This window comes from Sedimentitalea xiamensis (assembly GCF_030164465.1).
Lineage (GTDB): Bacteria > Pseudomonadota > Alphaproteobacteria > Rhodobacterales > Rhodobacteraceae > Sedimentitalea > Sedimentitalea xiamensis.
The window spans coordinates 15,753-30,944 of record NZ_JASNJE010000035.1 but is presented as its reverse complement, the minus strand read 5'-3'; the positions used below and the strand labels follow the sequence as shown (position 1 = coordinate 30,944).

The window sequence follows — 15,192 nt, the reverse complement described above, 5'->3', positions numbered from 1 at the left end:
GGTCGATGCCAGAATAGGCTCAAGGACACGCACCTGTCTAACCGGATTCAGGAAAATGCCGTAGCGAAACTCTGGCGTATCCGGCCGTTGGGACGCACCGCGCGCGGCGTTGGGCGACGGATGCCGGATGCGCCCAGGATGCCCGAAACAGGAAGAACCGCCCGGTCCGCGCGTGTCGAACCCGGCCGAGAGACTGTCCCGAGGACCGATCTCCGGGGCCGGCGGGGCAGCGAACAGGTCGCGGAAAGACCCCGTGTCGGTCGCGCGGGCGGCTTCGCAAAGCGCGGTCCATCGACATGATCCCCATGCGTGGCGCGACGGCGGCAAGCCGTCCGGGAACGGATCAGCCCAGTTCCGTCAGACGCCTTTCCTGTCGCGCAATCAGCCTGTCGACCTCTTCCCTGCCTTTCTGCGACAATGATCCGCCCGGACGGCGCAGGGCGTCATGGGCAATCACCCCGCGCCGCGCCAGGGTGTATTTGCGGATGGCCAGCCCCATGCCGGGCTGTTGTTCGAACCGGGCGAGCGGCAGGTAAGCGTCAAAGATGTCCTGCGCACGGTCCGAATCGCCCGCCGCGCAGTTCCGGATCACGCTGACCATCATTTCGGGATAGGCGAATCCGGTCATCGCCCCATCCGCCCCGCGCATCATCTCTTCCGGCAGAAACAAGCCGCCGTTGCCGCAGAGTATCGATATGCGCCGGTTCAGCATGCCATCGGCGCGCAGGGCGCTGATCTTTTCGAGACCGGGCCAATCCTCATGCTTGAGGCAAACGCAGGTTGGAAGGTCGTTGACGATCCGGGCGATGACCTTCGGGGCCATCTGCACGCCGGTGACAAGCGGGAAATCCTGCAACACGAACGGCACGTCGCCGATCAGTTCCGCGACCTGGGCATAGTAGGTCACGATCTGATCGTCGGTCCGAAGGCTGCCGGGCGGCGCCACCATGACTCCCGCCGCGCCGAGATCCATGACCATCGCCGTCAATGTCGCGATTTGCGCGAAACCCGGAGCCGAAACCCCGACGACCACCGGCACACGCCCGTCCACACGCGCCAGAATCCGGGCGACCACGTCACGCGATTCCTCGACCGTCAGCTTGGGCGCTTCGCCCATGATGCCCAGCACCGTGAGGCCGGTCGCACCCGCATCAAGGTAGAAATCGACCATCCGGTCGCAACTCTCCAGATCGATGCGCCCATCCGGGTGGAACGGCGTCACCGCGATCACGAAGACCCCTGCGGCGTCGGTTGCAAGTCGTGTCATGAAAGATCCTATCGTGTTATTCGCGGCGCGGGATGACCGCTGGCTTCGGCCGCCAGGCGGGCGCAGCTTCGGGAATTTCCAGCCGGGATTCAAGCTCGGCGGGACGGAAACAGATCGGGTCAATCCTGCGGCAATGCGCATGTCGATCACGTCGGTTTTCACAGGCCGCGGCAGTGGAGCGCAATCTTTTGAGACGCCGCGGCTAGCGGGCCACCACCACCGGGCGGCCCCCGGTGTTCAGAACCTCGAACGGCGTGTCGAACACCGCGCCGAGCGTTTCCGGCGTGAGCAGGGCGGCGGTTGTGTCGCGGGCCGCCACGCGACCGTCCTTCATGGCCACGATCCGGTCCGCCCAGCCGGCGGCGGCGTTGATATCGTGCAAGACGATTATCACGCTGCGATCCCCGGCGCGCGACAGGTCATGCAGACGCACCATCAGGTCGCGCGCATGGCGCGGGTCGAGCGCGTTGAGCGGTTCGTCAAGGAGCATCCAGGGTGTATCCTGCGCCCAGGTCATCGCGATGAACGCGCGCTGCCGCTGTCCGCCCGACAAGGTTTCCACCGGACGGTCGGCAAGCGCCTCAAGCGTGAAAATCTCCAGCGCCCGTGCCACGACAGCATCGTCCTGCGGCGTTGCCCGGCCCCGATGATGCGGCCAGCGGCCAAAGGCCACGAGTTCCCGCACACGAAGGCGGCTCACCACGGCGGGCGATTGCCGCAACAGCGCCACCGCGCGGGCCCTGAGAGAACCCGGCGCCGCGAACGGATCGAGATCGCCGATCCGCACGGTTCCGAACGCGGGCCTGTTCAGCCCGGCGATGCAGTGAAGCAGCGAAGACTTGCCCGCCCCGTTGGGACCGATCAGGGCCGTGATCCCGCCCGCATCGAGCCTCAGATCGACATCGTGCAGGATCGCGGCGGGTCCGACCTTGTAAGTGAGCCTTTCGATCCGGATCATGGGCGACCCTTGTTCAGAGCAAGGAACAGGAAGAGCAGCCCGCCGAGAAATTCGACCACGACGGCCAAAGCCGACTGGCCGGACAGCAGCCGCTCGAACACGAACTGCCCGGCAACCAGGATCACGGAGCCGGTCAGGGCCGCAGCCGGTATCAGCACCGCGTGGCGATGGGTGTCGGTCACGAGGCGGGCAAGGCTCGCGGCGAGCAATCCCAGGAACGTGACGGGACCGACAAGAGCGGTCGAGACCGACACCATCGCCGCGACCAGAAGCAGCGTGGCCCATACAATGCGGTCGTGATCCAGCCCAAGCCCCCGAGCCGTCCCGCGACCGAGCCCCGCCACATCCAGTGCCGGCGACAGCCTGAACGCAATGGCCAACGCGCCGGACAGGATCAGAACCGCCACGCCAAGCTGGCCCGGATCGACGCGTCCGAAAGAGGCGAACATCGCCTGTTGTACCACCGCGAATTCCGAAGGATCGAGCATGCGCTGGACCGTTTCGGCCAGGCCGCGCAGCAGCACGCCGAGGATGATCCCGGTCAGGATCATCCTTGTGACGTCGCCGCGGCCCCGCCGGAAGACCACGCCGAAAAGCACTGCCGCCGCACCCATGAGAACCAGGGTCTCCAGCACGAAACGCAGCGCGCCGGGAATCTGCGCCGCGCCGACCCCTCCAAGCGCCGCGACGAGGAGCGTCTGAAACAGGATGAAAAGCGCATCGAACCCGACGATGCCAGGCGTCAGAAGACGGTTCATCGCGACCGTCTGGAACAGGACGGTCGCCGCCCCGACCGCAGCGCCGACGCAGACAAGGGCCACGAGTTTCGTCGCGCGCAATTCCAGAATGAATCCGTAGGGCGCGCGCAGCGACCAGAACAGGAACGCTGAACCGACGACCAGCAGGCCAAAGCCGAGTCCGATCAGCCGCCGCTCAACCATGGGACCGGCCCGGCGCGGCGTAAAGGAGCCAGAGAAACACCGCAGCGCCCAGAACCGCGAACACGGTGGCGGCCGGGATTTCGAAAGGATACCGGACAAGACGCCCGACCACGTCGGCCGCCAGAACCAGCGCGCCGCCGAAAACCGCGATCCAAGCCAGATTGGTGCGCAGATTGTCGCCCCGCCATCGCGATATCAGGTTGGGTGCGACAAGCCCGACGAAGGGAAATGCGCCCACCGTCACCAGCACCAGCGCCGTGAGCAGCGACACGACCACCAACCCGAACGTTCGCGTCTGCGCGTAGTTCAGCCCCAGAGACCGCGCTTGCGCCTCGCCGAACCCGAGGATCGTGATCCGATCGGCCACGACATAAAGCAAGACCGCCAGCACCGCCACGACCCAGAGCCATTCATAACGCCCCTGCATGACGCCGGAGAATTCGCCGAGCCGCCACATGCCCAGATACTGCAACAGGTCGCTGTACCAAGCGAACCAGGTGGCGATCGCGCCCAGGATGCCTCCGTAGACCAGCCCGATGATCGGCAACAGCATCGGATCCTGTTGCGGAACCCGGTCCGCAAGCGCGAGGAACCCGGCCATCCCCGCCATGGCGCAGGCCGCCGCAAAGAGCATCTTGACCGCGACGGGCGATCCCGGCGCGATCAATGTCACCGCCAGAAGCCCGAGCATCGCCGCTTCGGGCGTTCCGGTCAGCGACGGTTCGACCATGCGGTTCTGCACCACCTGCTGCACGACCACGCCGGCCAGCGCCAGCCCGGCACCGGCCAGCACGGCGGCGGCGGTGCGGGGGAACCGGCTGGCCATGAGAAGCCAGCCGCCGCCTTCGGAAAGCGATGCCGCGCCCAGCGCAAGACTGACCAGGACCAAGCCGGCCAGCGCGGAACAAACAAGAGCGCGGGCCAAGGTTTCAGCTGTCCGGATCGCCGAAGGCGGACGCGATTTCGCCAAGCGTTCGCATCATCGCATTTGCGCCGCCACCTGCGATATAAAGCGTGGTGGCGTCGAGAAAGACGATCCGCCCGTTCCGCGCCGCTTTGGTCCGGGCAATCAGCCGGTTGTCCAGCGTCGCCGCGGCCGCCCCGCCTCCGGCTCCGACGGCCGCGCCCCGATCGACGACCAGCAGCCAGTCCGGATCGGCATCTGCAACGAATTCAAAGGAAACCGATTGCCCGTGCGTTTCGGAGTCAAGCCCCGGAACCGCTTCAGGAAGGCCGAGTGCGCTGTGCAGCCAGCCGAACCGGCTGCCCGCGCCGAAGGCGGAGATCTTGCCGCCATTGGTCAGCAGAACAAGCGCGTTGCCCTTTCCGGAGACCGCCGACCGGACAGAGGCAAGCCTGGCGTCCAGTTCCGCGCTCAAGGCCTCGGCCTCTGCCCGCTTTCCGTGGATCGCTCCGAAAGCGGCGATCCGGGCATGTGCCTGCGCAACCGTATCCCCGCCGGAGATCGTCATGTCGATCACCGGCGCAATATCGGCCAAGGCTTTCGCCTGTGCGGAGGACCGCCCGCCGATGACAATAAGGTCCGGCTGCAGGACGGCCAGCGCCTCGAAATCAGGCTCGAAAAGCGTGCCGACGACCTGCGCCGCTTCCGCGACATTCTGTAGACTGTCGACATAAACTGGCGACGGAACGCCTGCGACCGTCACGCCCAGGGCGGTCAGGGTGTCCAGGGCGGCAATATCAAAGACCGCGACCCTCGTGGGATTGGCCGTGACCGTCGCCGGACCAGTGGCCGTGTCGATGGTGACTTTGCCTGCGAGCGCGGGGCCCGCGATGACCGCCGAAAGCAAGGCGCCGAGAAGACCCATGCGCATGATGACAACTCCTTGATGGCATATGCGTGGCTGGCCGTTGGGCGTGGCTTGGCGTTTGTGACCTGCTAACCGATTGCGCCGGTAAAGCGCAAGCGATAAACTGACTGAAATAGTCAGAAAAGGATGAAACCATGCCAAGGATCGAAACGGGTCGGTTTGAAACCCCGAACGGATCGAAATATCTGCAACAGCTCTGCAAGCACTTTGCCCATAAGGTTGCGGTGGAGTACGACCCGGAAAATGGCGCGGTTGCCCTGCCGCCCGGCCCCGCGCGCCTGACCGCGACCGGCGATGCGCTGTCTGTCGAGATCACCGCCGAAGACGACGCAGGTCTGGCGCGCGCGCGGCACATCATCGACGATCATCTCAGACGTTTCGCCTTCCGGGAGGAATTCGCAGGAATGAACTGGGTGCCGAAGTAATGCAGGGCGGTTTCGGAAATCGGCGCCCGGCGAAACACGTTTCGGGCGAACCCGATCCTTGCTGTTTTCGCCGGGGATCGCATCAAACCCCGGCACGGACCCGAACCTCGCGAAGAGTCCTCCGGCCTTCCTGAAGATCGCGTTTTGCCTGTCAGGTCCCCGAAAGTGTCTTCGGGGACCCCGATTGACCGGCGTCAAACGGCGTTTCGGCGAAACCGGACGCCGCGCTGGTTTGCAAGGGGGGAGGGTAACGGATCCCGCCCTTGCCGATCAGAACCGCAGCGACGCCGTCAGCGACATCGTGCGCCCCGGTTCATTCAGGGCGACCACGTTTGCCAGGCCGACCCCGTCCGATCCGCGCTTGGCGTAGGTCTCGTCAAACAGGTTCTGAACGTCGAGGCGAATCTCCATCCCTTCGAAACGGACCGGTCTGTAGCTCGCATACAGGCTGGCGACCACGTATCCCGGCAATGGCGTAACCGCGTCATCGTCTTTCAGCGCGATCTCGGCATTGCCGCCGACCCGCCATTCGGGCGCCACCTGATAGGCGCCCTCAAGCGCAAAGATATGTCCGACCGGCCGCCCATAGTAATATGCGGTGGTGCTGATCGGATCGCCGTCGAGTTCCACATCCGCATAGGTATAGTTCAGTCGCGCAAAGGCCCGCTCTCCCGTCCAGGACACCGACCCGTCAAAGCCGCGCGATGTCAGATCGGCCAGTTCTCCGCGCGCTCCGCCTGTCGGCAAGACCGCGGCGATGTCGTCGATCGCCGTATGGAACAGCGCCCCGCTCGCGGCCCAGGGACCGTTTTCATGCCGCAGCCCGATGCGGGCCGTGTTCCCCCGCGAAGACCTGAAGCCGGTATAGTCCCAGGCGCCGCCGAAATCGATCAGCGCCGCTTCGCCCAGTTCGAACCCGCCCCAGCTGGAGGCTAGCCCGGCATTGAGGCTCAGCGTATCGGTCAACACCAGGTCGATTGCGCCGTTCAGACTGACGCCGGTGTCCGAAAAGCGGGATCCATCGGCGCCTTCGAATTCCTGATGATCGATCCGCCCGCCATAGGACACGGAGACCCGGTCGCTGAGGTTCTGCCGCGCCTGGGCGAACATGCCGACGCTCCACAGGGTTTCCTCACCGGACGAGCCGAAGGGTCCGGGACCACGCCCTTTGCCTTCCGCCGTCTCCTGGAAAAAGTCGATCCCCGCGTTCAGCGTGCCGTTGCCGAGCAGGAATTCGTTCGCGGCAAAGCCGCTCAGACTGGTGTTCAGACCCCAGACGCCGGAAGCGTCGATTTCCTGTTCATTGTAGCTGAGTTGCAGTTTCGGCGCGAACCAGCCCTGCGGGGCTTCGTCCTCATAGGTCAGCGTATAGGAGCTCCGGCGGGACAACCCTTCGACGAACAGGCTGGGCCGCCCGACGACCGCCGCGAAATCGGGCCGGGTGAACAGGATGCCGCCGGGTCCGGCCTGGGCAGCCCGGATTCCGGTATCCTCTGTTTCGGAGGCCGAAAAGGACAACCGTTTCCCGCTCGCGGAGGTATGGGCGAGCTTCAGGACGTAGGCGCTCAGGTCCGCTTCGGTGCCGGGCACGGTGACGCCGTCGCCGTCCTGATAATCCTCTCCGGTCTGGCGCGTGCCGCTCAGCAGCCATTCGAAGCCATCTGCCTGCCCGAACAGGGTCAGCGACCGGCGGAACCCCTCACCATTGCTGCCCCCGCGCAGGGTCAGAAGACCGCCGATCGTTTCGTCGATCTCAAGAAAGTCGCGGGCGTCCTTAGTGGTATAGGCCAACCCGCCGGCCAGCGCGTTCGGTCCCGCATCGGCGGGCGCGATGCCTTCGCTGACCTCGGCGGATTTCAGCAGCGCCGGGTCCAGAAGGATGTTTCCCGTATGATGAAACGCCGATTTGTTCTGCCTGGCCCCGTCGATCGTCACCGACAACAGGCTTTCCTCGATACCGTTGACGAAAATCTACTGCGCAATGGCCGCGCCGCCGCTGGTGGTGACGGAGGACTCGCCCTTGAAAACGTCCGCCATGGTGGTGGGATTGCGTTCCTCGATTTCCTCTTCGGTGATCTTGTCGTTTCCAAGCAGGTTCTGTGCGGCCTGGGTGCCGATGCGCAGCGTGCCGAGAAAGTATGGGTCGGCGGTCTCCTGCGCGGAAGCCATCCCGGCACACAGCGCCGTTCCGAGCAGCAGAATGCCGCGGGGTGAACTGGTCATGCATTTGTCCTTTGATCTGGCGTCGCGTGGCTGGATGCCCATCAAGGAACGGCGGTCTGGCTGCGTGTTATTCGAGCGGCAATAGTTGACAAAAATAGTCAGGTCAAGCCCGGACGCGCGGGCCTTCATCGAGGTTCGGAAAAGCCTTGCGCCAGCTCAGACCGCAAGCCCCGCCTTTCGTCCTTCGAAGATCGCCAGCGCCGCGTTGCGGGGTGCGTTGGCGTCGCCGATGGCCTGCATGGCGACGCCGCATGCCGCCAGCTCCAGACGAATGCGCGGATCGGCCACATTCGGCGTGGCCAGCACCAGCGAATCCGCCGCCAATAGCTCTGTCTTGCCGGTCAGCAGGCTCTCGGCCATCGCGCCCTGCGCGTTCCATTCCCGGATCGCCGACTCCGTCACGAAACGCACGCCCAGACGGGCCAATGCCCGCCGCAGCGGCCAGTCGGTCGCGGACCGTTGCAACTCCTTGCCCACCAGCGCGTCCGGAGTGACGATCGTGACCTCGTGGCCATCCTCCGCCAGCCTCCAGGCGGTGCCGCAACCACGCCAGTTGCCGCCCTCGTCCAGCACCACCACCCGTGGCCCGAGCCGGGCGGCCTGCATCATCACATCTTCGGCCGACCAGACATTGCCCGACCCGATGCCGGGCAATGCAGCCAGGTGCGGCAGCGCCTTCTGGAACCCGGTTTCGGCGGGCAGCGACCCGGTGGCGAGAAGCACCCGGCCGGCCCCGAATGCGGCGATATCGCCGGTGTCCATGTAGCAATTGAAGCGGATGTCGACCCCCAGCCCAAGGAGTTGCCGTTCGTACCAGGCGATCAGTTCGGTGATCTGGCCACGGCGCGGTTGCAGCCCGGCAAGCCGGAACTGTCCGCCCAGTTTCGGCCCGGCCTCGACCAGCGTCACCCTGTGTCCGCGTTCGGCAGCCACCCGCGCAGCCTCCAGGCCGGCCGGACCGCCGCCGACGACCAGCACCGAATGCCTCTCACCGGCAGGTTCGAACCGGTCGCCGCCCCAAAGGTATTCGTGCCCGGCGGACGGGTTGACCAGACAGGAAATGTAATAGTCGCGGCCGCGCCGGCCCCAGCATTGCTGGTTGCAGGACAGGCAGCCCCGAATGTCGTCTTCCCGCTGTTCCGCCGCCTTGTTGACGAGATGCGGGTCGGCGATCTGACCGCGCACGATCGACACCAGGTCGGCCTCCGCGGCACCCAGGACCGTGTTGGCGTTGCCCGGCGTGCGGATATGGCATTCGGCAGTGACGAGCGCATTGCGCACCTCGGTCTTCAGCATCGCCGCGAGGTCGGCGCCCAGTTTTTCGCCATAGAGCACGGTCGGCATCAGCTTGTAGAAGTCGAAGTAGCCGCCAAAGCCGCAGGTGACGTAGTCCATCAACCCCTCGGCGTCGTGCAGGGCGACGATCCGCGCGGTTTCTTCCCGGCTGAGCGCGGCTTCGACATCGGGTTCGTCGTTGACCGCCAGCCCGATGATGAAATCTTCGCCGCAGGCGGCGCGGATGCGGCGCAGCACCTCGCGCGAGGCGCGGGTGCGGTTTTCCAGGCTGCCGCCCCACTTGTCGCTCCGCCGGTTGGAAAACGGGGTCCAGAACTGATCCAGCAGACCGTGATAGGCGGCCCAGACCTCGACTCCGTCGAAACCAGCCTTGCGGCAGCGGATCGCGGCCTGAACGAAACCGTCGATGGTTTCCTCGATCTCGGCCTCGCTCATCTCGTGGCTGCCGTCGCTGTCATGATAGCTGGGTCCGCCGGAGGGCGACCAGTGGGCGTGCCAGGAATTGTCGGAATCGCCATGCGCGCCGATGTGATAAAGCTGCTGGATCATCACCGTGCCATGGGCCTGGCAGGCCTCGGTGATCCGGCGGAAATGCGGAATGACCGCGTCGGAACCGGCACGGAAATTACCATGGGTCAGCACGGCGGCGGGATGGACCGGCATCGGTTCGACCACGATCATCGCCGCACCGCCCATGGCGCGTTCGCGGTAGTAGGCCAGATGCTGGTCGCCGGGCAGCCCGTCGCGGGCCATGTTGGTGGTGTGGGCCCCGAAGACAACGCGGTTCTTCAGGGTCTTGCGGCGGAGCCTGACAGGTTTGAAGACATGCGGAAACGCCGTCATCGCCGGCCCCAGGTGTCTGACAAACGGTAGCCCAGCGGCCAGGGATCGGAGGGGTCCAGCATGTGCTGATGGGTGCCGGTGATCCAGGCCCGTCCCGAGATTTCGGGAAGAATGGCAGGGCGCCCGCCAAGGCTCGTGGTTCCCGCGATCCGCCCGGAAAAGGTGGACCCGATGATCGAAATCGCGGTCAGGGTGTCACCTTCGGCCATGCCGCCCCGCGCCGCAAGCACCGCCATGCGCGCCGAGACCCCGGTTCCGGTCGGAGATCGGTCGATCTTGCCGGGACGGATGGCGACGGCCGAACGCGCGGTCAGTGCCGCGCCGTCGCGTACAACCGGCCCCGCGAAAAGGCAGAATGACACATGCGTCCAGTCTGGAAGCTCGGGATGCGCGAAGCCCAGTTGTTCCGTGGCGGCATCGCTGATCCGCACCCCGAGACGGGCAAGGTCGTCTGCTTCGTCGGGCGCGATCCCGAAACCGAGCGCATCGGCATCGACGATCACGAAACTGTCGCCGCCAAAGGCGGTATCGACGGTAAGGGTGCCAAGGCCTTCGACCTCGATCGCCGCATCGAGCCGGTCGGCGAAGGACGGCAGGTTGCGGACATGTATCCGTTCCGCCTTGCCATCGCGGCAATCGGCCCTCACCCGGACCAGCCCGCCGGGGGCTTCGAGCACCAGTTCCGTCACCGGTTCCATCATCGGCAGGATACCGGCGTCCAGCAGCACGGTGGCGACGCAGATGGAATTGGACCCGGACATGGGCGGCGTGTCTTCCGGCTCCATGATGATGAACCCCATCTGCGCCTCGGGATGCCTGGGCGGCACCAGAAGGTTCACATGACGGAACACGCCGCCGCGGGGTTCGTTCAGCATCAGGCGGCGCAGCCTGTCGTCCCGTGCGATCCAGCGGCTTTGCTCCCAGAGCGTGTCGCCCGGCGGCGGCGCGACGCCACCGGTGATGACGTCACCGACCTCGCCCTCGGCATGGGCCGAGATCGTCTGGATGACGCGACCCGTCCGCACCTCAGATATCCTTGAGCAACCGCAGCGCATCGTAGATCGCCGCATGGGTGTTTCGGGCGCTGACCGCATCGCCGATGCGGAACAGCTGGAACGCGCCTTCAGGATTGCGGACCACGGTTTGCGGACGGCCTGCGATCAGCGCGTCCTGATCGACCGCGCCGCCGTTCGACGACAGCGGCTTCAGATCGAAATAGAGATCGTCCAGCGGCAGGGTGCCGTAATTGACGATCACCTGGTCATATTGCGCCGCGTAGGAATGATCGCTGTAGTCGGTGCCGATGGTCGCGGTCAGCTTGTTGCCGTCCCGCTTCACGTCCAGAAGCCGCCGCGTGACCGTGAAATGCACGTCCTTGTCCTGCAGCGACCGCATGTAGGGCACCAGATTCATCGCCATGATATCCGGCGCGAATACCCGGTCGGGGGTCATCACCTCCACTTTAGATCCCGCGGCGGCGGCGATTTCCGCGGCCTGAAGCCCGGGGTGATCGCCGCTTTCGTCATAGATCAGGACGGTTTCCGCAGGCGCAACATCGCCCGAGATGATGTCCCAGCTCGTCACGACATTGCCCTGTTCGACGCCGGTTTCGAAAAGTTCCGTATTGGGCAGCCCGCCGGTGGCGACGATCACGACGTCGGGGTTCAGCGCGGTGACGTCGGCGGCTTCGGCCCAGGTGTTGAACCGGAACGCCACGTCGCGGGCCGCGCATTGCGCCATGCGCCAGTCGATGATCCCGATCATTTCGCGACGGCGCGGCGACTGGGCGGTCAGGCGCACTTGGCCACCGGGCACCGCGGCCGCTTCGAAGACGGTCACGTCATGGCCCCGCTCCGCGGCGACGCGCGCGGCTTCGAGCCCGGCCGGTCCGGCCCCCACGATGACCACGGTCTTTCGCACCTTCGCCGGGGCGATGTCGTGCGGCATGGTCAGTTCGCGCCCGGTGGCGGCGTTGTGCAGGCAGAGCGCATCGCCCGCCTGGTAGATCCGGTCAAGGCAATAGGTCGCGCCGACGCAGGGACGAATGTCATCCTCGCGCCCTTCGGCGATCTTCCGGACGATATGCGGATCCGCCATGTGGGCGCGGGTCATGCCGACCATGTCCAGCAGGCCCTCGGCAACCGCGTGGCGGGCCGTGGCCACATCCGGGATGCGCGCGGCGTGAAAGGTTGGCATTCCGGTGGCCTTTCGCACTTCGCCCGCGAAATCCAGATGCGGCGCAGCCTTCATGCCCTGGACCGGGATCACGTCGGTCATCGCCGGATCGGTGTGGATTCGCCCCCGGATCACGTTGAGAAAATCGACCTGACCGGTCGCAGCCAGCCGTTTCGAGATTTCGATGCCTTCCTCCGGCGTGATCCCGCCCTTCTGCGCCTCGTCCGCCGTGTAGCGGAAACCGACGATGAAGTCGTCGCCGACACGTTTTCGGATCGCCGTCAGGACATCCAGAGGGAACCGCAGGCGGTTTTCGAGCGTGTCGGCACCGTAGGGTCCGGTCAGATCATTGGTCAGCGGCGACCAGAACTGGTCGATCAGGTGGCCATAGGCCTGAAGCTCGATCCCATCCATTCCGCCCGCCTGCATCCGTTCGGCGGCGTCCGCGAAATCGGTGATGATGCGTTCGATGTCCCAATCCTCGATCCGCTTCGGAAAGGCCCGGTGCGCGGGTTCGCGGTGTTTGGACGACGAAACGGACGGCAACCAGTCGCCCTTGTTCCAGCCGGTCCGGCGGCCCAGATGCGTCAGCTGGATCATCACCGCGCAGCCGTGTTCATGGCAGCCGTCGGTCAACCGTCGGATCCAGGGAACCACCTCGTCCTTGAAGGCGAGGATGTTGTTGAAGACCGGCGGGCTGTCCTTTGACACCGCCGCCGAACCGGCGGTCATCGTCAGCGCCACGCCCGCCTTGGCCCTTTCGGCATGATAGGCACGGTAACGGTCCTTGGGCATGCCGTCCTCGGGATAGGCCGGCTCGTGACTCGTGGTCATGATCCGGTTTCTGAGCGTCAGATGCTTGAGCTGATAAGGCTGGAGCAGCGGGTCCCTGGACATTCGAAAATCCTCAATACCAGGCGTCGGCCATCGACGCTTTCTTCGTTTCCATGAAATCCCGCAGCGCATCGTCGATCCCCGGATCGAGCGCGGGCGCTTCATAGCTTTCGAGACTTGCTTTCCAGCGCGCATTGGCGCGGGTGGCGGAGTCGATGCCGCCCCGTTCGTCCCAGGTTTCCCAGGGTTGGTTGTCGTCCAGCGCGCTGTCCCAGTAAGCGGTCTGATAGTGGCGCAATGTATGGGCGGAGGAGAACAGGTGTTCGCCGGGGCCCTTTTCGGCCAGCGCATCGAAGCCGAGCGTGTCTTCGGTGACATCCACCCCCTTGATATAGGCGTGCAACGCGCCGCACAGGTCGGCATCCAGCATGAATTTCTCGTAGGACATCGACAGGAGCCCGTCGAGGAACCCCGCCGAATGCAGGATGTAGTTTGCACCGCAATGCACCGCCGACATCATCGACATCATCGATTGCTGCATCGCCTGCGCATCGGGCAGTTTCGAGGTCGAGAAATTCCCGGCGCAGCGCAGCGGCATGTTCAGGCGCCGGGCGAGCTGCCCCATGACCAGCGATCCCAGCGCGGGTTCCGGGGTCCCGAACGTGGGCGAACCGGAACGCAGCGACATGGTGCTGAGAAACGCGGCAAGCACTGCCGGAGCGCCGGGACGCACGAGCTGGGTCAGCGCGCAGGATGTCATGCTTTCGGCTAGGCACTGGGCCACCGATCCCGCCATCGTCAGCGGCGACACCGCACCACCGAGCAGGAAAGGCAGATGGATCGACCCCTGCCCCGCCGCCGCGTAGGCCCGGATGCCCTGGGTGGTCACGCCATCCAGCACCAGCGGCGATGTGGTGTTGAAATTGCCCATGACGACGCAGTTCCGGTCCACGAAATCGGCGCCGAACAGGATCCGGCACATCTCGATGCTGTCCTCGGCGCGTTCCGGCGCCGTGATCGACCCCAGGAACGCCCGGTCCGAATAGCGGATATGGGCATAGACCATGTCGAGATGCCGCTTGTTGACGGCGATATCGGTCGGTTCGCATATGGTGCCGCCGGAATGGTGCAGCCAGGGGCTCGATTGCGCCAGCTTCACGAAGTTCCGGAAATCCTCGATCGTGCCGTAGCGGCGCCCCTTGTCGAGATCCATCACGAAGGGCGAGCCATAGGACGGCGCGAACACCACCGCGTCGCCGCCGATTTCCACCGACTTCGCCGGATTGCGGGCATGCTGGGTGAACCGCGCCGGGGCGGTTGCAAGGATTTCGCGGATCATGCCCGGCTCGAACCGGATGTTCCAGCGATCCTTGTCCAGCTCCGTCACCTGCCCGCCCGCCTCGCGGAACAGCCGCACGGTTTCGCTGTCGTCCCGGAACTCGATCCCGATTTCGGCCAGGATCCGGTCGGCGGTCTTTTCGATCCTTTCCAGGCTGTCGGCGTTCAGCAGGTCATAGGTCGGGATGCCGCGCGTTATGAACGGCACCTCCAGATGCGGGTTCTGTCCCGGTGCGCCGCTGCGCGGATTGCCGTCCCCACCGCGCGCCCGCCGCCGCGACTTGCGCGTTGCCGAAATAGTTTCGCTCATTGTCGTCCCCCCGAGACTCACCCGACATGACATATCTGTCAATCAAGTTGACATACATGTCAAGTTTTTCCATATTGACCCCATGAACAAAATTCAGCCCCCCCGGCCGCGCGCCAGCGAAGATGTCTGGCTCAAGGCCGCCTATGACGTCCTGACCGAAAGTGGCGTCGAGGCGGTGAAGATCATGCCGCTGGCCAAGCGGCTGGGCCTCACCCGGACCGGCTTCTACTGGCATTTCAAGGACCGCGAGGCGCTGCTCGAAGCGATGATCCGGCATTGGGAGGACAAGAACACCGGCAACCTTGTCGCCCGCTGCGAAGCCTATGCGGATGACATCTGCGAAGCCGTGTTCAACCTGTTCGATTGCTGGCTGGACGATTCCCTGTTCGACTCGCGGCTCGATCTGGCGGTGCGCAACTGGGCGCGCAACGACGCCGCGCTACAGAAACGGCTCGACTGCGCCGACCAGCGGCGCGCAGAGGCAATGACGGCGATGTTCCTGCGCTTCGGATATGATCCGGCAGAGGCAGAAGTGCGCGCACTGACCATGATCTACACGCAAATCGGATATGTTTCGATGCAGGTGACAGAGGACCGGCACCAGCGTTTCGCCCGCATGCCCGGCTATGTGGAGGTATTCACCGGCCGGAAGCCGGCCGAGTCCGACTTCCAGCGATTCATGACCCGCCACAGCGCCGTCGAGGACTGAGGCGCAACGCAAAGGACGCCGCGCAACCGCTCCGATATCTC

The 15,192-nt window shown here is 65.2% G+C and carries 13 protein-coding genes; 2 read left to right on the top strand and 11 right to left on the bottom strand.

The annotated features are described in order from the left end of the window. Window positions 1–343: 343 nt before the first annotated feature. From QO034_RS19895 to QO034_RS19875, 5 genes are all read right to left on the bottom strand, one after another. Window positions 344–1,267: a dihydrodipicolinate synthase family protein gene (locus QO034_RS19895; RefSeq protein WP_284487279.1), complete on the bottom strand. Its 924-nt coding sequence runs from the start codon at window positions 1,265–1,267 to the stop codon at window positions 344–346. A 202-nt stretch (window positions 1,268–1,469) separates the two neighbouring features. Beyond that, window positions 1,470–2,225 (bottom strand): iron ABC transporter ATP-binding protein, encoded by a 756-nt coding sequence (locus tag QO034_RS19890; RefSeq protein WP_284487278.1) that lies wholly within the window; start codon window positions 2,223–2,225, stop codon window positions 1,470–1,472. Beyond that, complete coding sequence (locus tag QO034_RS19885) at window positions 2,222–3,166, bottom strand: iron chelate uptake ABC transporter family permease subunit (protein WP_284487277.1); 945 nt, start codon at window positions 3,164–3,166, stop codon at window positions 2,222–2,224. Before QO034_RS19885 ends, QO034_RS19890 begins: the two co-directional genes overlap by 4 nt. Beyond that, complete coding sequence (locus tag QO034_RS19880) at window positions 3,159–4,091, bottom strand: iron chelate uptake ABC transporter family permease subunit (RefSeq protein WP_284487276.1); 933 nt, start codon at window positions 4,089–4,091, stop codon at window positions 3,159–3,161. Before QO034_RS19880 ends, QO034_RS19885 begins: the two co-directional genes overlap by 8 nt. Before the next feature lie 4 nt (window positions 4,092–4,095). Further along, window positions 4,096–5,001, bottom strand: coding sequence for a siderophore ABC transporter substrate-binding protein (locus tag QO034_RS19875; RefSeq protein ID WP_284487275.1), 906 nt, complete (start codon window positions 4,999–5,001; stop codon window positions 4,096–4,098). 131 nt (window positions 5,002–5,132) lie between these two features. On the opposite strand from QO034_RS19875, the gene QO034_RS19870 reads away from it, so the two are divergent. Continuing rightward, window positions 5,133–5,423 carry a DUF2218 domain-containing protein gene (locus QO034_RS19870; protein WP_284487274.1) on the top strand — a complete coding sequence of 97 codons (291 nt, stop codon included), beginning with the start codon at window positions 5,133–5,135 and terminating at the stop codon, window positions 5,421–5,423. Window positions 5,424–5,693: 270 nt separating this feature from the next. Here QO034_RS19870 and QO034_RS19865 read toward each other — a convergent pair whose 3' ends face one another. From QO034_RS19865 to QO034_RS19840, 6 genes are all read right to left on the bottom strand, one after another. Continuing rightward, window positions 5,694–7,394 (bottom strand): TonB-dependent receptor domain-containing protein, encoded by a 1,701-nt coding sequence (locus tag QO034_RS19865; RefSeq protein ID WP_321170028.1) that lies wholly within the window; start codon window positions 7,392–7,394, stop codon window positions 5,694–5,696. Then, a complete protein-coding gene (locus QO034_RS19860; protein WP_284487273.1) occupies window positions 7,395–7,646 on the bottom strand; it encodes a hypothetical protein in 252 nt (83 codons plus the stop codon). It lies immediately after the preceding gene. Window positions 7,647–7,802: 156 nt separating this feature from the next. Further along, window positions 7,803–9,785 (bottom strand): oxidoreductase, encoded by a 1,983-nt coding sequence (locus QO034_RS19855; protein ID WP_284487272.1) that lies wholly within the window; start codon window positions 9,783–9,785, stop codon window positions 7,803–7,805. Next, a complete protein-coding gene (locus QO034_RS19850; RefSeq protein ID WP_284487271.1) occupies window positions 9,782–10,810 on the bottom strand; it encodes a trans-3-hydroxy-L-proline dehydratase in 1,029 nt (342 codons plus the stop codon). The genes QO034_RS19855 and QO034_RS19850 overlap by 4 nt, the downstream gene beginning before the upstream one ends. Before the next feature lies 1 nt (window position 10,811). Then, window positions 10,812–12,857, bottom strand: a complete 2,046-nt coding sequence (locus QO034_RS19845) for an NADH:flavin oxidoreductase (protein WP_284487270.1) — start codon at window positions 12,855–12,857, stop codon at window positions 10,812–10,814. A gap of 10 nt (window positions 12,858–12,867) precedes the next feature. Next, window positions 12,868–14,442 (bottom strand): trimethylamine methyltransferase family protein, encoded by a 1,575-nt coding sequence (locus QO034_RS19840; protein WP_284487269.1) that lies wholly within the window; start codon window positions 14,440–14,442, stop codon window positions 12,868–12,870. 82 nt (window positions 14,443–14,524) lie between these two features. On the opposite strand from QO034_RS19840, the gene QO034_RS19835 reads away from it, so the two are divergent. After that, a complete protein-coding gene (locus QO034_RS19835; protein ID WP_284487268.1) occupies window positions 14,525–15,151 on the top strand; it encodes a TetR/AcrR family transcriptional regulator in 627 nt (208 codons plus the stop codon). The last annotated feature ends 41 nt before the right edge of the window (window positions 15,152–15,192 follow it).